Annotated in this window: 15 protein-coding genes; 12 read left to right on the top strand and 3 right to left on the bottom strand. The window is 38.1% G+C overall.

The features are described 5' to 3' along the window. The first annotated feature begins 7 nt into the window (after nt 1-7). The 6 genes from ccoN (at nt 8) to WBG21_RS05525 (ending at nt 5,985) form a co-directional block, all read left to right on the top strand. Nucleotides 8-2,206: a cytochrome-c oxidase, cbb3-type subunit I gene (gene ccoN, locus WBG21_RS05550; protein ID WP_340075649.1), complete on the top strand. Its 2,199-nt coding sequence runs from the start codon at nt 8-10 to the stop codon at nt 2,204-2,206. A gap of 3 nt (nt 2,207-2,209) precedes the next feature. Then, nucleotides 2,210-2,398 (top strand): CcoQ/FixQ family Cbb3-type cytochrome c oxidase assembly chaperone, encoded by a 189-nt coding sequence (locus WBG21_RS05545; protein WP_340075647.1) that lies wholly within the window; start codon nt 2,210-2,212, stop codon nt 2,396-2,398. Next, a complete protein-coding gene (locus tag WBG21_RS05540) occupies nt 2,395-3,288 on the top strand; it encodes a cbb3-type cytochrome c oxidase N-terminal domain-containing protein (protein WP_340075645.1) in 894 nt (297 codons plus the stop codon). The genes WBG21_RS05545 and WBG21_RS05540 overlap by 4 nt, the downstream gene beginning before the upstream one ends. Nucleotides 3,289-3,340: 52 nt before the next feature. Continuing rightward, a complete protein-coding gene (gene ccoG, locus WBG21_RS05535; RefSeq protein ID WP_340075643.1) occupies nt 3,341-4,762 on the top strand; it encodes a cytochrome c oxidase accessory protein CcoG in 1,422 nt (473 codons plus the stop codon). Nucleotides 4,763-4,827: 65 nt separating this feature from the next. Then, nucleotides 4,828-5,277 carry a FixH family protein gene (locus WBG21_RS05530; protein WP_340075641.1) on the top strand — a complete coding sequence of 150 codons (450 nt, stop codon included), beginning with the start codon at nt 4,828-4,830 and terminating at the stop codon, nt 5,275-5,277. After that, nucleotides 5,278-5,985 (top strand): sulfite exporter TauE/SafE family protein, encoded by a 708-nt coding sequence (locus tag WBG21_RS05525; protein WP_340075639.1) that lies wholly within the window; start codon nt 5,278-5,280, stop codon nt 5,983-5,985. 34 nt (nt 5,986-6,019) lie between these two features. Here WBG21_RS05525 and hemN read toward each other — a convergent pair whose 3' ends face one another. After that, the gene (hemN, locus tag WBG21_RS05520; protein ID WP_340075637.1) at nt 6,020-7,384 is read right to left on the bottom strand and encodes an oxygen-independent coproporphyrinogen III oxidase; all 1,365 of its coding nucleotides are present in this window, start codon (nt 7,382-7,384) and stop codon (nt 6,020-6,022) included. 174 nt (nt 7,385-7,558) lie between these two features. Between hemN and WBG21_RS05515 the strand changes: the two genes are divergently transcribed. Next, complete coding sequence (locus tag WBG21_RS05515; protein WP_340075635.1) at nt 7,559-8,479, top strand: polysaccharide deacetylase family protein; 921 nt, start codon at nt 7,559-7,561, stop codon at nt 8,477-8,479. A 4-nt stretch (nt 8,480-8,483) separates the two neighbouring features. Here the strand turns inward: WBG21_RS05515 and WBG21_RS05510 are convergent, their stop codons facing one another. After that, entirely contained in the window at nt 8,484-9,821 is a 1,338-nt protein-coding gene (locus WBG21_RS05510) for an FAD-dependent oxidoreductase (protein WP_340075633.1), read from the bottom strand. A 188-nt stretch (nt 9,822-10,009) separates the two neighbouring features. Here WBG21_RS05510 and WBG21_RS05505 point away from each other — a divergent pair, with 188 nt between their 5' ends. From WBG21_RS05505 to WBG21_RS05485, 5 genes are all read left to right on the top strand, one after another. Beyond that, nucleotides 10,010-11,185 carry a hypothetical protein gene (locus WBG21_RS05505; protein ID WP_340075631.1) on the top strand — a complete coding sequence of 392 codons (1,176 nt, stop codon included), beginning with the start codon at nt 10,010-10,012 and terminating at the stop codon, nt 11,183-11,185. A 276-nt stretch (nt 11,186-11,461) separates the two neighbouring features. Continuing rightward, a complete protein-coding gene (locus tag WBG21_RS05500) occupies nt 11,462-13,108 on the top strand; it encodes a T9SS type A sorting domain-containing protein (protein WP_340075629.1) in 1,647 nt (548 codons plus the stop codon). 179 nt (nt 13,109-13,287) lie between these two features. Then, on the top strand, nt 13,288-15,789 hold the full coding sequence (locus WBG21_RS05495; RefSeq protein ID WP_340075627.1) for a beta strand repeat-containing protein: 2,502 nt from the start codon (nt 13,288-13,290) through the stop codon (nt 15,787-15,789). A gap of 290 nt (nt 15,790-16,079) precedes the next feature. Then, nucleotides 16,080-16,868, top strand: a complete 789-nt coding sequence (locus tag WBG21_RS05490) for a hypothetical protein (protein WP_340075625.1) — start codon at nt 16,080-16,082, stop codon at nt 16,866-16,868. Between the two features lie 11 nt (nt 16,869-16,879). Further along, nucleotides 16,880-18,067, top strand: a complete 1,188-nt coding sequence (locus WBG21_RS05485) for a hypothetical protein (RefSeq protein ID WP_340075623.1) — start codon at nt 16,880-16,882, stop codon at nt 18,065-18,067. A 4-nt stretch (nt 18,068-18,071) separates the two neighbouring features. Here WBG21_RS05485 and typA read toward each other — a convergent pair whose 3' ends face one another. Then, complete coding sequence (gene typA / locus WBG21_RS05480) at nt 18,072-19,865, bottom strand: translational GTPase TypA (protein ID WP_340075621.1); 1,794 nt, start codon at nt 19,863-19,865, stop codon at nt 18,072-18,074. Nucleotides 19,866-19,871 lie beyond the last annotated feature (6 nt).

Raw genomic sequence — 19,871 nt, 5'->3', positions numbered from 1 at the left:
AACCACTATGGAAGTGCAACAATTTTATTACGATAACAAAATTGTAAAAAAGTTTCTCTACGCAACTATACTTTGGGGAGTAGTAGGAATGCTAGTAGGATTGTTACTGGCCTTTTTATTTATATATCCCGGTATTACAGGTGAAATTCCTTGGTTAAGCTTCGGCCGTATAAGACCCTTACATACGAATGCTGTCATTTTTGCCTTTGTAGGGAATGCCCTTTTCGCCGGAATTTACTATTCTTTACAGCGTTTATTAAAAGCACGGATGTACAGTAACTTCCTCAGCAATTTCAATTTTTGGGGATGGCAATTAATCATCGTTGCAGCAGCCATAACACTTCCTCTAGGATATACAACTTCTAAAGAATATGCAGAACTGGAATGGCCTATAGATATTGCCATTGCCCTTGTATGGGTGGCTTTTGGGGTGAATATGATAGGTACTATTCTAAAAAGGAGACAGCGTCATCTGTATGTGGCTGTGTGGTTCTACATTGCTACGTTTGTGACGGTAGCCGTATTACATATTTTCAATAGTTTGGAATTACCGGTAAATGCTTTAAAGAGTTATTCTGTTTATGCAGGCGTACAAGACGCATTGGTGCAATGGTGGTACGGGCACAATGCAGTAGCATTCTTCTTAACAACGCCTTTCCTTGGACTTATGTACTATTTTGTGCCAAAAGCAGCAAACAGGCCTGTATATTCATACCGGCTGTCCATTGTACACTTTTGGTCACTAATATTCATTTATATATGGGCAGGTCCTCACCATTTACTGTATTCTGCTTTACCTGATTGGGCACAGAACTTAGGTGTTGTATTCTCTGTAATGTTGATAGCCCCCTCATGGGGAGGTATGATAAATGGGTTGTTAACCCTTCGTGGTGCTTGGGACAAAGTACGTATAGATCCGGTACTAAAATTCATGGTTGTGGCTATTACCGGATACGGTATGGCTACTTTTGAAGGGCCTATGCTTTCTTTAAAAAATGTGAATGCCATTGCTCACTTTAGTGATTGGGTAATTGCACACGTACATGTAGGCGCACTGGCCTGGAACGGCTTCTTGACCTTTGGAATGATTTATTACTTAATTCCAAGAATGTTCAAAACCAAATTACACTCTGTAAAACTTGCCAATTTCCATTTTTGGATTGGCACTTTAGGGATCATTCTATATGCACTCCCTATGTATGTAGCAGGGTTTACTCAAGCTGAGATGTGGAAACAATTCAATCCTGACGGTACACTAGTTTATGGTAACTTCTTAGAAACTGTTACCCAAATCATGCCCATGTACTGGATGCGTGCCATAGGAGGCTCACTCTACCTTATTGGAGTGTTAGTTGCAGTATACAATATCGTTGTTACTATCAGAAGAGGAAACAAGGTAGAAGATGAATTAGCAGAAGCTCCTGCATTGCAACGTGTTCGAAAAGGAAGGGTGCTTGGAGAAGGCTTCCATACTTGGTTAGAGAGAAGGCCTATACAATTAACCCTTTTGGCTACTGTTGCTATTCTAATTGGTGGAATTGTTCAAATTATCCCAACCCTCATGGTAAAATCAAACATACCGACCATTTCCAGTGTAAAACCATACACCCCACTCGAGTTGGAAGGACGTGACCTATATATTCGTGAAGGCTGTGTAAGCTGCCATTCGCAAATGATCCGGCCTTTTAGAAGTGAAGTAGAACGGTATGGTGAATATTCAAAAGCAGGCGAGTATGTATATGATCATCCTTTTTTATGGGGTAGCAAGCGTACAGGCCCCGACCTTCTAAGAGTGGGAGGAAAATATTCAGATAATTGGCACCTTAACCATATGTACGATCCACAAAGCACTTCTCCGGGAAGTATCATGCCGGCGTATCCTTGGATGATTAGAGACAAACATGATCGGTCAGAAGTAGCTTCTAAAATGCGTACAATGGTTTCACTAGGTGTTCCATATACCAAAGAAGACATTGCCAACGCACAAGAAAATATGGATAAACAGGCTACCGCTATTGAGCAAAACCTATATAATGATCCGGATTTTGCAACAACTTATGAGGATGATAAAAAAGCCGCTCAAGCTGCCGGCGAAGAATTTGTAGAAATGAAAGATCGGGAAATTGTAGCACTTATTGCATACCTACAGCGACTAGGTACAGATATTAAAATAAAAGACGATAATGCAACTGCTGAAAAAAAATAAGTCATGCTAAAATTTATTAAAGATCATATGGCAACCATAGAGGGAATTGAATTATACCCCATTATTTCACTTTCCATATTCTTTTTATTTTTTATAGGCCTTTTTTGGTGGGTTTTTACTGCGAAAAAAGAATATATCAAAAAAATAAGTCGATTTCCATTAGACAATCAAGAAAACAATATAGAATTATGAGAACATTTTCATCATACTTACGAGTCATTATTATCATCACACTCGTTTTTTTAGCCGCAGAATATTTTATTGATTCCGGTGACAAGCCAGCATTCATAACACATCCTGAAGTTATTATTTTCCTTGGGCTTTTCTCCATAACCCTTATTGCTATTGAAATTATGGTTGGTGCTATGCAAGGGCTTGCCGATTCAATAATGACAGAGGAACAGAAAAAAACAATGGAAGCAAAACGCTTGGCCAGAAAAGAAAATATATGGTACAGAAAGTGGTATAAAAAACTCACTAAAGCAAAACCTATAGCTGAAGAAGGTGAAATTATCCTTGATCATAATTATGACGGAATAAAAGAACTAGATAACTCACTACCACCTTGGTGGTTATATGGATTTTACATTACTATTATTTTTGCCGTTGTTTACCTTGCTCATTTCCATATTTTTGGAGGAGACACACAAGCTGTGGAATACGAGAAAGCGGTTGCAGAAGCTAAGATACAAATTGAGGCGTATAAAAAAACAGCTAAAGACCTTGTTGATGTTAACACTGTAACATTGCTTACTGAAGCTTCTGATTTAAACGCAGGAAAAAAAATATTTGAATTAAACTGCATAGCCTGTCACCAAGCAGACGGTGGTGGTGGAATTGGCCCTAATTTAACCGATGACTATTGGATATTAGGTGGAGGCATTAAAAATACCTTTAAAACTATTTATGAAGGAGGGCGTGATGGTAAAGGGATGGTTGCATGGAAACAAACTTTAAAACCTTCTGAAATTCAGCAAGTAGCCAGTTATGTACTTTCTTTACAAGGTACTGAAGCTGCTAATCCTAAAGCACCGGAAGGAGATTTATGGGTAAACCCCGATAGCACAACTGAAGAAAATTAAGAATGATCCCTGTGAAAAAGTTTTGAATTCATAGGGGGCTAAAACCTCCAAAATGGCGGACCAAGAAAAAGAAATATTCAGAGACTCCATAGGAACGATTGATGAAAAAGGGAAAAGGGCCTGGATTTATCCTAAAAAGCCGCATGGACGTTTTTATAAGTACCGAATTTGGGTCAGTTGGCTTTTACTAGTATTCCTCATAAGTGCCCCTTTCATAAAAATTAATGGGAACCAATTTCTGTTGTTTAATGTCTTAGAGCGCCGTTTCAATATTTTCGGGGCTCCTTTTTGGCCACAAGACTTCCATCTCTTTGTTATTTCTATGATTATTGGTGTTATTTTTATTGCGCTATTCACCGTTGCTTTTGGGCGTATTTTTTGTGGGTGGATGTGCCCACAAACCATTTTTCTGGAAATGATCTTTCGAAGAATTGAATATTGGATTGATGGTGACCGTGGTGCTCAAATACGATTGGCCAAACAACCTTGGAATGGAAAAAAAATAAGAAAAAGGGTATTAAAATGGAGTATCTATTTTATCATTTCCTTTCTCATAGCCAATGTGTTTCTGGCCTATTTAATTGGAAGTGACCAGTTAATCAAATATGTTATTGATGGGCCACTAAAACACTTAAATACACTCATCTCGCTCATTATTTTTACAGCAGTTTTCTATTTTGTTTTTGCATGGTTCAGGGAACAGGTATGCATCATTGCATGCCCCTATGGAAGGCTTCAAGGGGTCCTGTTAGACAATAAATCGGTTGTGGTTGCTTATGACCATAAACGAGGAGAACGGAAAAATGGACGAAAAAAAATCCGTAAAGGAGAAGATCGAGAAGCATTGGGCTATGGAGATTGTATCGACTGTTTTCAGTGTGTACATGTATGCCCTACAGGAATAGATATTAGAAATGGCACTCAGTTAGAGTGTGTGAATTGTACTGCCTGTATTGACGAATGCAATACTATTATGGAGAAAGTAGGGTTCCCAAAAGGGTTAATCCGCTATGCCAGTGAAGACGAAATTGAAAAGAAAACTTCATTCCGGTTTACCGCACGCATGAAAGGTTATACCGCAGTATTATTTATTCTTATTGGTATTTTAGGTGGAATGTTATTTCTGCGAAATGATGTAGAAGCTACTGTGCTGAGACTTCCCGGGCAATTATATGAGCATAAAGAAAATAATATCATAAGCAATGTATATACCTATAAATTAGTTAATAAGACAACCGATGTAATTGAAAATGTCGAGTTCAAATTGCTATCCCATCAAGGAGTAATAAATACTGTCCAAAAGCAACTATTTATTGTTCCTAAACAGGGACTCGCAGAAGGCACGCTCTTTATAGAAATAGCAGATAACAACTTAGATGGTGACAAGACCCCCTTAAAAATAGGAATATACAGTAACAATGAGTTAATTGAAACAACAGAAACAAATTTTTTAGGGCCTAGAAGCTATCGATAATTAAAAATTTTATACTGGAATAAACAAACTATCAGCTACAAGCTGTAAACTAAAAACTGAACAACATGAAACTAAACTGGGGAACAGGGATTGTAATTGCTTTCATTCTATTCATTTCTTTCATCATGTATTTTGTCATTACAATGAATACGAATAAAAAATATGATCATGATTTAGTAACAGAAGAATATTATAAAAAAGAACTTGATTTTCAGAATGAAATTGATAAAGAACAATTCGCCATCACTTCGGGAATGGTGCCTTCTGTTCATAAAACCAAAGAGGGTTTACTTATTATTTTTCCCGAAAACATAACAGATTTTTCAAAAATTTCAGGAAAAGTGTTCCTATACAGGCCGTCTGATAAACAACTGGATTTTGAAATTCCGATCTCAATTTCCAATTCACATTTGCTCATACCTAACGCTCGTTTGTTAGGCGGCCGATGGAACATTGATATTGATTGGCAATACAATGACCAATTATTCCTGTCCAAAAAAGAGATAAATTATTAGATGCTGTTAACTGCTGTCATATTTGGTTTATTGGGGAGCCTTCATTGTGTAGGAATGTGCGGGCCTATTGCTTTCATTCTACCTCTTAATAGAAAAAACCCTTACAAAAAATTCACTCAATTATTTTTGTATCATTTTGGAAGGCTTTTCAGTTACAGCTTTATTGGATTTCTCTTCGGATGGCTTGGGAAAGGATTGTTCATTAGTGGGTTACAACAGCAACTTTCTGTCTTCATAGGGGCGTTAATGATTGTTATTGTTTTAGTTCCTTATCATATTCTTCGAAAGTATTCGGTTTCAAAGCCATTATTTAGCATTATAAGTAAGTTAAAAGCCAAGTTGGGCACACAATTGAAGAAAAAAAGCTACAATGCCCTATTCGCTATTGGCATCCTTAATGGATTACTTCCCTGTGGATTAGTTTATATGGCCTTATTTGCAGCTATTGCTACCGGAAGTACTGAAAAAAGTGCATTGTATATGTTGCTATTTGGAGTAGGGACCATTCCTTTAATGACCGGAGCAGGGTATTTGGGTAATTTTTTATCTATTGCTGTAAGACAAAAAATCCAAAAGGTTATTCCGGTATTTATAGTTATAATAGGTACATTCTTTATACTCCGCGGAATGGGGTTAGGAATACCATATGTATCTCCGTCAGATATGACCCTGATGGTAAAAGCTGATGCAGACTGCGTTACCCCGTAAACTATTTCACCTTTCAACTTTTAAACTACAAAACTTAAACTGTCATAGAAAACAATTGTGTATCCGGCTGTTTACGCTGTAATCGAAGATCAAAAGCCATACATACATTTCTAACAAATGGTTTCCCTTTTTCTGTTATTATAATACTGTTTTTTGTTAGCTCCACCAGTCCGTCTTTTTTCATCTCTTGTAATTTCATCAATACTTCAGGCACCTCATTAAATAGCAAATCACCATTTTCCCAAGAAGTTTTGAACCGGCACATTAAATTAAGTATATGCTGACGGATAATCTGGTCTTCTTCACTTAAAAGATGTCCACGGTACACCGGAATACTGTTTTTAGAGACCAAATGTTCATACTCTTCTATATTTTTTACGTTTTGGGCAAAACCATACCAACTATCACTTATGCTAGAAACTCCCAACCCTATCATCAACTTCGTTTTGGAAGCTGTATATCCCATAAAATTCCTGTGTATAGTCCCGTTTTTCATGGATATATGCAATGCGTCTGTTCTCAGGGCAAAATGATCCATTCCTATTTCATCATACCCCATTTCGTTTAACATTTGCTTTCCTTTTTCATACAACTTTCGTTTTTCAGCACCCGTTGGCAGATTATTTTCATCATAACCACGCTGCCCGTTCCCTTTCATCCAAGGTACATGAGCATAGCTATAAAAAGCAATTCTATCGGGCAATAGGGTATTAGTTCTCTCAATAGTTCCTTCTATATTCTTCATAGTTTGAAAAGGTAATCCAAAAACCAAATCATGTCCTACAGAAGTATACCCTATCTCCCTAGCTGTCCGGGTAGTCTCAGCTACACGCTCAAAAGGCTGTATCCTATTGATGGCCTGCTGTACTTTCAACGAATAATCCTGAATGCCATAGCTTACACGCCTGAAGCCCACATCGTATAATGCCTGTAAATGATCTTTGGTTGTATTATTGGGATGCCCTTCAAAGCTAAACTCATATGACGTTGCTTTTTCAGCATAATCCAAAATTCCATTAATTAGTTTTTGTAAATTGTCCGGCGAGAAAAAAGTAGGGGTCCCTCCTCCCAAATGTAATTCTTTAATTTTCGGGGTTTTTCCCAATAAACTCACATAAAGCTTCCATTCTTTTATGACGGCTTCAATGTATGGATTCTCCAATTCATGCCGTTTTGTAATTCGTTTATGACAACCACAGAACGTACACATTTGCTCACAAAAAGGCAAATGGATATACAAGCTAATCCCTTCCATATCATTGCTCTCCCTGAAGGTTTTTTTAAAAGAGGTTACCCAACCCTGATAAGAAAAACTATCTTTATCCCAATAAGGTACTGTGGGATAGCTTGTATAACGAGGGCTTGCTACATTGTATTTTTTGATGATTGAAGAACACATACTATTCATGTTTATAGCTCAAAAATACAAGTAGCTCTGTCTATAAATTATGATAATTGTCAGCTTGGAAAATATAATGGGCTATGAATACTCATAAATACGGATGCATTTGAAAAAATAATTCTTTTATTTGCAATTACATAGCAAAATTCATTAGCAAAACTTCCAATAATTATGAAGTTTCCTTTTCTTTTATTGATTGTATTATTAGCTACGTATCCTGTCTATGCTCAAAAACAAGTGGCGATAACCATAGATGATATTCCTAACACTAAAAACGAAGGTGTTTCTGTTCAATTTTTAAAGGAATTAGACAACTTACAAATACCGATTGCTATTTTTATCAATGAAAATCGTATCTATCACAGTGATACAATTATCGGAAACTATGCTTTATTAAATGAATGGGCGAAAAGAACGTATGTGACCTTAGGCAATCACTCCTACAGCCATTTGCGTTATTCAAAAGTAGGCTATGAAGAATTTAGCCGGGATGTTATCAAAGGAGAAGTGATTACAAATGAATTAGCAAAAAAATATCACAAGGAACTTCAATATTTTCGGTTTCCATACAACGATCTAGGAAAAGACAGTATTCAATCTGATTCTATAAAAACATTTCTTAAAAAGAACCATTACACAATAACACCATTTACCATAGAAAGTGCAGATTGGTTGTTTAATGAACTTTATATTCATTATCTTAACAAGAACCTAACAGAAGATGCTAAAAGAGTTGCCAATGCTTATATTGAATATACTGTCTCATTATTTAAACACTTTGAAAATAGCTCTTTGTCCAATTATGGACGCCATATAAAACACATTTATTTATGTCATGACAATTTGTTGAATGCACATTATCTTAAAGAATTGATTACTAAACTTAAAGACCAAGGCTACTCTTTTATTTCCTTGGATAATGCAATGCGTGACAATATCTACAATGCAACCAATTACTATCATGGGAAATGGGGGTTCTCATGGATCTACCGATGGATGAAAGACAAAAGTGAAAGAAGCCGCTTAATGAGAAGTGAACCTTCCATGATGGATATCTATGAAGAACATCAAAAAATAATGACTAAGAAATAATTCTTTAGAGAAATGACAATATCTTTTCTTCTACCTCTTTACTATTCCACTTTTCCGCTATGTTGGGAATTTTCATTACCTCGTCCATAATTTCTGCCTGCCTGTCACCCATTGCCAGTGCCTCAGCATAAGGCTTTCTTGAAAATGTAACCTGACTGTACAGAGGGATCCATTTATCAGGATGCTTTTCTGAAAACCATTTCTCAATCTTTTTTCGCAATAAAAAATCTTCATCAGCCGTTTTACTGCTCATTTCTATAAAATTCCGATAGCTGAGTTCTGAAATAGCTTCTGCATTAGGCTTTCGTTGTCTCTCATATTCTTTAAAGACAGCTTCCCAATCATCTTCATAAATATTCATAAGTTCGTTAAGCACCACAATATCTTCAAAACCCACATTCATTCCTTGTCCATAAAACGGAACAATAGCATGGGCAGCATCTCCCACCAATGCTACCTTATCCCAATACGTCCATGGAAAACATTTTATGGTGACCAGTGCACTGGTAGGGTTTTTAAAGAAATCGCGGATCAAATTTGGAATATCCTCTGTGATTATTGGAAAGTGTTTTTCGAAAAATGCCTGTACCTGTACCTCTGTTTGCAGTGCTTCAAAAGAACCTTCGCCTTCAAACGGCATAAAAAGCGTACAAGTAAAACTCCCGTCCAAATTAGGCAATGCAATGAGCATAAAACGGCCACGGGGCCATATATGCAATGAATTTTTATCCAATTTATGGCTTCCATCACTATTTGCAGGAATAGTCAATTCTTTATATCCAGTATCTAAAAAACGCTGCGAATAATTGAATCGGCTCCGGCGTTGCATCCTATGGCGGATACGGGAAAAAGCCCCGTCTGCGCCAAAAACAATATCATACTTATGATCGGTCCAGTTTCCTTTTTCAGTTTCCCCTATATGTAATGTGGCCTCCGAAAGTGTAATGTCCCATATGCGCGACTCAAAAATAAAATTTACCCCTGCCCCTTCTGCCAAGTCAATCATCTTTTTATTCAATACACCTCTGGAGATAGAATATATAGCCTCTCCTTCCTTTCCGTAATATTGATAATACATCGGTTTATCTTGCACATGGATTGCCCGCTTCTCCATAGGTATTGCAATCTTTCGGATGTCATCTCCAATCCCCACCTTATCCAATGCATACCATCCACGGGTAGACATCGCTAGGTTGATAGATCTTCCTGAAAATTCAATTTTTCTGATATCCGGCCTACGGTCATACACATCCACTGTATGCCCCCTATGCCGTAAATAAATAGCTAAAAGTGAACCCACAAGTCCACTTCCTACAACTGCAATTCTTTTTGGTGTTTGCATAAAAAGATCAAAAATAAATCCGCACCTCCTATGCGGAATCCATTAAAAAACGATATCAGGTAAAAATACTGATTAATTTTTTATGAAAAAGAATAGCTTCCATTCTGGAATATTTATTCCTATTATGCCTATGATTTTTTTTTATATTAGCATTTGAATAACTTACTTTAGAGCTCACAATACAACTTATGCATACAGAGGATGGGATTACTCAGGAAAACAACCCGATAAGGGAAGAACTGAAAAGCACAAAAGCCAAACTGAAAAAGCAGCGTATTTTTAAATGGCTATTCTTTTCAGCATTTGTAGCCGTTACCAGTATCGCTTCTTATATTATTATCCTTGACGAAATTGAAGACGCTAAAGAAAGAAAACTGGCAGCTATTAAAAAAACAGAAGAGGAACGAATAGCCACTATCAAAAAAGCAATTGAGCGTATGTTACAAGAGGAAGTAAATTATTTACAAGTGGCCTCTAGCAACAACTCTGATTATGTTGCGAAACAAAATGCTGCCCTAATTTACCGGACAAGAACCAACCGGCTATTGGAAGAAATAAACACGCAAATAACAACAGAAGACCTTTCAAATATAGACCCTAATCTTTTAATGGATTATGCACGGCATTTGGACAAATCCGGCGATGTAAAACAAGCCGAAGTGTTATACCAACAAATTGTAAATACCAGTAAAGACACTACCTTAATGACCTATGCCATGCGGTCATTGGCAAAACTATACGCTGATAATTCCTCATCACTCTTCAATGAATCATTAAGCCGTGATTTCAGGAAAAAAAACATACAAATAGTAAAAGAAGACAAAAACCTTACCCGCTATCTACATATGGCTGAGCTCTACGAATTATGGGCAATGGATGAATATACTCAGTTTAAAGACCTTGAAATGGGGAATAAGGTGATAGATACTGCTTTTTATTGCGTGGATAAACTCCCTGACTATAACAAACAAAAGCAAGCAATCCATAAACGGTTAATAGAAGCCTACAACTTCCATAACAATGTACTCATACCGGAAAACACTACTGGGGACTATAAATTTTACATTGAAAATGTAGGTGCCGGAAATGCCTATATTACCATCACTTCTGCACAAGAAGCTTCTATTACTATTGACTATCTTGATGAGGGCAAACTTATAGGCCGGCTTAAAGGAACCGGCAGCTATATTGACCTTAATACACTAAAGTTTGACGTCCGGACTGAAAGCTATAGCGCTGTTTTCAAAAGCTCAAAATCTACATCAGGTACCCTTGAATTGACTGCCAAAGAAGGGAAACAATTTACCGGCTCCTTAAACGAATACGGCGAGAAAACAACTGCTGTGCGCCTAGTTAAACAATAGAGAACTGATTTTTTACAACTACTTTCTACACTAATATAGTATTAAACAAATATTCATTAAAATCATTTAGCACAGATGATAACTGTCTGATTTTTATGTATTTATATTTTATATAAATAAGTTTTTTCTATAAAAAATGTAATCTAAAAAAACATTTTTGAAAAGGTAAAATTATAAAAATTATGTGTTTTAAACACATAAGTATTTAAGTATAAATAAATACTTTTAAAGAAATGAAAATAACTTTAATTAAAAGTTTTTACTTAAAAAGTATATATGAAAAAAATTATAGTTCCATTCTTACTTTTTTGTTTTTTATTTTATTTCAAAACACAGGCTCAATCTCTTCAGCCCCAGGTATTCTCAACATCAGGAGAACAATACAAAAATCCATCCTTATTAATAAGCTGGACGATTGGGGAACCTTTTATTGAAACTCTAAAAGACACTAATAACAATTACATTTTAACGCAAGGGTTTCAACAGCCCGGAAACCCGCTCATGGTAGAAGCTATTGTAGAAAACATAGGATGTGAAGGGGGGGCTTCAGGACGTATCACACTCATCGCAAGTGGAGGCATTCCTCCATATTCTTATAGTTGGACTACAAATAGCATCCCTATTGGGGGTAATACCCCTTTTATCGAAAACCTTACAGCAGGTATTTATGATGTCCTTGTAACGGATGCATTAGGTGCTCCGTATACAAACACTTTCAATATTACTAACAATGATGATATCAGCAATGCCGTTCTTATTCCTGATATTCGTAATTGGTGTTCTTCTTTACGTGCTTTTTGCAACATTGGTGCTACCATTGAAGCCAATAACCCTGCCCCTTCCTGTTGGGTAAATGGAAATAATAGCCCTATAGGGCCTAATGCTGACAAATGGTTCAAGTTTACCGCTACTGCTACTGGAAAAGTAGAAGTCATCCTTAAAACCAACTATGTTGATGGAATACAATACGGAATGCTTGCTTTATGGGACAATACGCTTACCAATATTATTACATGTACCCCGCCACAAGGCCAATTAATCAATGTAAGAATTGCCACTAATAATCTAACGGAAGGAGAAACCTATTATATTCAGGTAGATAACAATAACAGGAAATCCTTCTACACAGGTTTTTTTGGTATATGTGTCAGCGAAACTATTAGTCACGACTTTATAGAGGGGGCTATTGACCTTACTAATAATATTGCAGCAGAGGGGGGCACTTGGTGTTCAGATGTAAGGGCATATACTACAGAAGATGGTACTATCGAACCCAATAACCCGGAACCTGCTTGTTGGGTACAAGGAACTACACGGATAGGTCCCAAAAATGATAAATGGTTCAAATTTACTGCTACGGCTACAGGAGAAATAGAGGCCGTTCTTAAAACCAATTTTAATGATGGAATACAATATGGGATGCTTGCTCTATGGGACAGTACGTTTACCAATATGATAGCATGTACTTCCCCACAAGGCCAATTGGTAGATACGAAACTTACTGCCAATAACCTAGTGGAGGGAGAAACCTATTTTATTCAGGTAGATAGTAGTAATCAAAAAAAGGGAGGTACAGGGCCTTTTGGTCTATGCGTCAGTGAAACTATCTCTCCTATGGTAGTATCACAAACGTTAAACGAATCGTCTGTAGCAGTAGAAACCAATATAAAAATAGTCCCTAACCCCAACAATGGCCGTTTCAATCTTATCTTGCACGGACTACCCCAACAAGAGTACTTCAAAATTGAAATTGTAAGTACATTAGGCACTTTGGTTTATAGCGAACAGGTTTATCTAGGCAAGGGCATTACCTCCTATCAAAAAAACATCAACTTGCAACAGCATGCCCAAGGCATTTATGAAGTGCGGATAGACATCCCCGGTGAGCCCCTTAGCTATCAAAAAGTAATCATCAAAAAGTAACCGTATTATTTCATGAAAATGATTAAAACCCTAAAAAATAAGTCATTTCGGATTCCCAAAATGGTAAAAGTGAGAAATCTGGCATATCAATAAAACATTATAAGATTTCTTTCCATCTACCTTATTAATAAGAAAATTCAAAAAAAACATCTTTTAGAAGTCACTAAAAAAACAAAAAAATGAATACAAAACATACTTTTTCTATCTTCTTTATACTCATAGCATTCTCTCTTTGGGGACAGTCCCCACAAAAAATCAATTATCAAGCAGTTGCAAGGGACAACAATGGTGTACCACTTACCAATCAAAACATTGGAGTCCAAATTAACATCCTACAAGGAAGCCCCTCCGGAACACCTACCTATACCGAAACACATGCTATAACTACCAATGAATTGGGGATCTTCACCCTTCAAATTGGTTCTGGTAACCCTACCCAGTTCACACAAATAGATTGGAGTCAAACACCATACTATACCCAGATAGGGTTAGATGCTAATATAAGTGGAAGTTTCACCAATATGGGAGCTTTTGAACTACTTTCCGTACCCTATGCCCTCTATGCACAGGATGCAGGTACTGCTGCAACGTTAGGAAATATGGGGGCTAATGACGGACAAATCCTTAAATGGAACGACACTGCCGGAGCCTGGATAGCTGTAGATGACGTTGACACTGTCAATGATGCAGACCCAGACCCTAATAATGAAATCCAGGACTTGAACCTCACCGGGAATGTCCTTAACATTACCAACAACCCTTTGGCTACCGATATAAACCTTACACCTTATCTCGACAATACCGATGCACAAACACTTTCATTAACCGGAAATGACCTATCCATAGCAAATGGAAATACCGTCACCCTGCCGGTAGATCAGGTTAATGACGCAGACCCAGACCCTAATAATGAAATCCAGGACTTGAACCTCACCGGGAATGTCCTTAACATTACCAACAACCCTTTGGCTACCGATATAAACCTTACACCTTATCTCGACAATACCGATGCACAAACACTTTCATTAACCGGAAATGACCTATCCATAGCAAATGGAAATACCGTCACCCTGCCGGTAGATCAGGTTAATGACGCAGACCCAGACCCTAATAATGAAATCCAGGACTTGAACCTCACCGGGAATGTCCTTAACATTACCAACAACCCTTTGGCTACCGATATAAACCTTGCACCCTATCTCGACAATACCGATGCACAAACACTTTCATTAACCGGAAATGACCTATCCATAACAAATGGAAATACCGTCACCCTGCCGGTAGATCAGGTTAATGATGCAGACCCGGATCCCAATAATGAAATCCAGAGTTTAAGTAGTATTGCCTCAGGCACAAACCGAACTATAAATATTACCGGAGGTACAGGGACTACCATTAGTGTAGCAGATAATGATAATAATGCTTCGAATGAGTTACAAACAATCAGTAAGTTGGGTAATACAGTGACCTTGTCAAACGGAGGAGGCTCTTTTACCGATGCTGTAAACGATGCCGATGCAAGTCCAACCAACGAACTACAAAACCTATCTTCTGTATTAGGACGTGGAAACAGTGCCGGTAATTTGAAAATTACCAACTTGGCTACCCCGACTGTTGCACAGGATGCCACTACCAAAGCATATGTAGATAATTTAGAATCCAATAATATTAATACTGGTACTACGGCCGGAGGTGACCTAAGGGGTACTTATCCTAATCCTATAGTAGATGGGCTACAAAATCGCCCGGTAGCTACCACAGCACCTGCAACCAATCAAGTCCTTAAATGGAACGGAAGTGCCTGGACACCCGCCAACGATGCAACAGGGGGTAATGGTGATATTACCGGGGTAACTGCCGGTAGTGGCCTTACCGGCGGCGGAAGCTCCGGCAGTGTTACCTTAAATGCCAATGTAGGCAACGGGCTTAACATTGCCTCTGACCAGATACGTTTAGGGGGGAGTTTAGTAGCCAATACCACCATTACACAAGGAGCTAACAATATGATTTTTAACTTAAACAGCACAGGTGATTTTAACATTCAGGATAATGGGACTTCTGCTTTCTATGTAAGGGATAATGGACGGGTAGGGATTGGCACTACCGCCCCTTCACAAAAGCTGCAGGTGAGTGGAAACATTGCATGGGGGACAACAGGTTCTTTGTTATCCACAAACCAAGGAGGTTCCATCGAATTAAAAGGGTCAGGTACAGTACCTCTCATTGACTTTTCTAATAGCCCTAGTGATGATTTTGATATGCGGATTATTCTTGGAGGAAATGACCAATTGAACATTACCGGAGGTAATCTGGGCATGACCAATAACCGCATTGTAAATGTTGCAAATCCTGTTAACAATCAAGACGCTGCTACCAAGGCGTATGTAGATACCCTTGTAGGAGGTAATAGCTCATTGGGAGTTAATGGATATACTGTTATTGGTGAGTTGATGATTCAATGGGGGCGTATAGCAGTTGGCGGAAATGGTACAGCAACAGTGATTTTTCCAAGAGCTTTTAGTGCTGTCTATAACGCACAAGCTACAATAACAAACACTCAAAAACCTAATGATGTAGGCGATACCCACAATATCACGCTTCTAAATAACACACAATTAAATATAAGAAATGGTATAAACGATTCCATGAGTTTTTATTGGTTAGCTATTGGTAGAAGATAGCCAGAACCCTGATTTTCCAAATAGCAATATGGTACTTACACCATAGATTTTTTTACATAGCCTATTTTCTTTATATGCAACAGGCATTCATTTTATACTGCCTGTTCAACCTTTTACAATATTGTAAAATATGATTTACAAGAAATGAACATAGAATTTTTTCTATATTAAATATTACTATTCTTCAATTTTAAACGCACAAAAACATAAATAATATGCGGAAAAACCACAGCGTTTTATTCTAACTCTTTTATAAGTTTACAACGACATAAAGTATGCACCCATCAAACATGAAAAAACACTATTTGCTACTACTTCCTTTAATACTGCTTATACAGGCATGCCCGAAAAAAGTAGCGTTTACCAAAAAGGAATTCATTATCAAAAATTCTGATCCGGTGCAAAAAATAACATTGGATGTCCCTGAATCCTGTGAAAACTTTAATACTGGAGTAAAAGTAAATATTGATGCCATGGTAAAATATGCCGGACAGGAAGCTTCGCTTCAAGCTAATTTTGAAAAAATATCTTTGATTAGCGAATTTAGCGACCGACTAAGAGCCATTACGGCTGCACAATGTCGAATCGTACAAACTTCCACAGTTATAGACCCTTCTACTTCTGACCAAACTTTTTATAACGATATTGTTAAAAATTATACCGAGTACCAGAAGGTACGAGATCTTATTGCTTCTTCGCCCACCGAGGGCCAGAAAGATGAGATCACCAAGACCATTTTATCTGTTTACGAGACCATGTACGCCAACAAAAAAGATGAATTAATCAACTACATCGAGAACCTTGAGGTTGAAATTGAGGTTGAAATGGGCGCACAGGTTGCTATCTACGTAAATGATGAGCGTATTGGGGGTCTCAGCGGTGGGCTGGAATCTCCACTAAAGTATGTAATAGATAAGAAATACCTTCTTCCCAAACCGGATGAAACTATTAACATCCGGTTTGTGGCCTCGGTTACGGGTTACAAAGATGTACAGAAAGAGTTTACACTTGCTAAATTGCAATTAGAAAAACAGGACAAAGGAAAAGCTACCATTGTGCTAATAGGAGAATACGACTGACTATATAACTTATGAGGCCTATTCATATCCAATACCAGCTATTATGTGCTATTAGTATATTACTAATTCTCACAAGCTGTAAAAACAATAAGCCAAAATATATTCCCGGCACATTAACACATTACATCCATAAAACAGGATTAAAAGGGGTTACTGTAAATAGCCAATTTATTGCTAACGTTGATAAGAACAATATAGACAAATGGGCAGCAAAAGTAGTAGACCATGCTGCTGGAATATCGATCATAGATAGTATTAACTTTCAAGTATTCAAAGTAGCTGATCAGGCTGGTTTCCAGAATAAAAGAGATCGTATTATTGAAGATTTTAAAAAACGGAACCATATAAAAGTTGGGGATAACATAATTAAAACTGTTTGGTTCCGAAACAATGCATCTTTCCTAGAAACCTACAGTACTGAACGGGCAGACGGAACTTCTTTTGAACCTGTGATTCATTTTCATATAGATGATATAGAATCGGTATATGTGCCAGCTAAAAAAGGTAGCTGGAGTATTAAAGACAGAGAGCTTTATGTAAAAAATGGCTATGGAATAAAAGTGGCAAGAGGGATATGGGATATCATCATTCGTTGTGGCGATAAATGTGATATTGTTGGCCCACCCATAAAAGTAATTAACACCTTATGTGATGAAGCATGGCTATGGGCCGCGGCATGTAATGATGGTTTCAGGGTCTATACGGAGCCTAAGAAAAGCTGCCCTGATGGCAAACAAGAATGCATGCAATGGGTAATTCAGTTAGGATATACAAGACCGGACAATGTCTCTGTTGAGGTAGGAGCTTCAGCAACATTATATGGTGTTACCCTCAGGGGCAAAATTGACAGCAATGATATTGCCTGGGGAGGCACAAAAGCAGATTGGGGAATTTTATGTGCCGAATCGGGGGATATAACCAGCCCAACTACTGAGGTAGCTATCGGAAACACTTCTATTGGAGGTACTGTAGTAGGTTATAGAGAAGATCAAAACCGCCCTGTAATTGGCAATAATCATGGTGCATGGAAAAATTTGAGCGAGTTTAGAACCTTTATTAAGGATGTTATAAACGACCCGGATGCAGGTATGGATACAAGATGTTGGGAAATCAGAGGGGAATTAGTAAGTGATGACGGAACACCCGACGGGCTCACTATAAAAGTTACTGCTGTTAAAGAAATTCCCTGTATCGAATAAAATACTATTTATTACGTTTCCGTTCATTCTCATCTAAAAATATCTTTCGTAAACGTAACGATTGAGGTGTTACCTCTACATATTCATCTTTTTGGATGTATTCTAGTGCTTCTTCTAATGAAAATTTAATTGCCGGTGCCAGTTTTACCTTATCATCCGATCCGGCTGCACGTACATTCGTCAACTTCTTTGTTTTCGTTACATTGACCACCATATCATCCCCACGCGTGTTTTCGCCAATAACTTGCCCGGTATAAACTTCTTCCCCCGGATCTATAAAAAACTTGCCTCGGTCTTGCAACTTGTCTAAGGAATAAGGAATTGCTGTACCTTTTTCCATAGAAATAAGTGATCCCGAAATACGTCCAGCAATATCTCCTTTATACGGTTGAAACTCTAAAAAACGATGGTTCATAATGGCTTCCCCGGCGGTAGCTGTAAGCAACTGGTTCCGCAACCCGATAATCCCCCTAGAAGGGATTAAAAACTTAATGAGCATCCGCTCCCCTTTGGGTTCCATACTTAACAATTCCCCTTTTCGAATTGTGGCCATATCTACTGCACGGCCACTCAAGTTTTCAGGTAGATCAATCGTCAGTTCTTCAATCGGCTCACATTTCACACCATCAATTTCTTTTATAATTACCTGTGGTTGCCCTATTTGGAGTTCGTAGCCTTCTCTGCGCATGGTCTCTATCAATACACTCAAATGCAGTACCCCACGCCCGAATACCATGAATTTATCAGAGCTATTGGTAGGCTCTACACGAAGGGCTAGGTTTTTTTCTGTTTCTTTTTCCAGACGTTCTTTGATATGTCGAGACGTTACATATTTGCCTTCTTTTCCAAAAAACGGAGAATCGTTGATCGTGAAAAGCATGCTCATGGTTGGTTCATCAATTGCAATGGTTGGCAAACCTTCCGGGCTTTCAAAATCGGCAATAGTATCACCAATATCAAAACCATCCAATCCGGCAATTGCACATATATCGCCTGGCTGTACTCCGGAAACCTTCTTTCTCCCTAAACCATCAAAAACATGCAGCTCTTTTATTTTAGATTTCACAATACTCCCGTCTCGTTTTACCAATGAAATATTCATGTTTTCCGTGAGAGTTCCCCGTTGCAGGCGGCCAATAGCAATTCGGCCGGTATAGGATGAGTAATCCAAAGAGGTGATGAGCATTTGGGTGTTGCCCTCCGCTATTTTTGGTGATGGAATGTATTTTACGACCGTATCTAGTAGGGGTTCTATCGAACCGGTCTTGTCCTGCCAGTCTTCCGACATCCAGTTTTGTTTGGCCGAGCCATAGACTACCGGAAAATCCAGCTGCCATTCTTCAGCTCCCAATTCAAACATCAAGTCAAAAACTGCCTCATGTACTTCTTCCGGTGTACAGTTTTCTTTATCTACTTTATTGATGACCACAATGGGCTTCAGTTTTAAAGAAATCGCTTTCTGCAACACAAAACGGGTTTGCGGCATAGGGCCTTCAAAAGCATCTACCAACAACAGCACACCGTCGGCCATATTGAGTACACGCTCTACTTCCCCACCAAAATCGGCGTGACCGGGCGTGTCTATGATATTGATCTTGGTATCTTTATAGCGCACGGAAACATTTTTGGACAGAATAGTAATGCCTCGCTCACGTTCTAGGTCATTATTGTCTAAGATAAGCTCGCCTGTTTCCTGGTTGTCCCTGAACAGCTCGCAATGGTGCAATATCTTGTCTACTAACGTTGTTTTTCCGTGGTCAACGTGTGCAATAATGGCTATGTTTTTTATGGTTTCCATCTGTCC

It is taken from the genome of Leptobacterium meishanense, assembly GCF_037645805.1.
Classification (GTDB): domain Bacteria; phylum Bacteroidota; class Bacteroidia; order Flavobacteriales; family Flavobacteriaceae; genus Leptobacterium_A; species Leptobacterium_A meishanense.
Note: the sequence above shows the minus strand (reverse complement) of the source record. Positions and strands in the feature narration are given on the sequence as shown.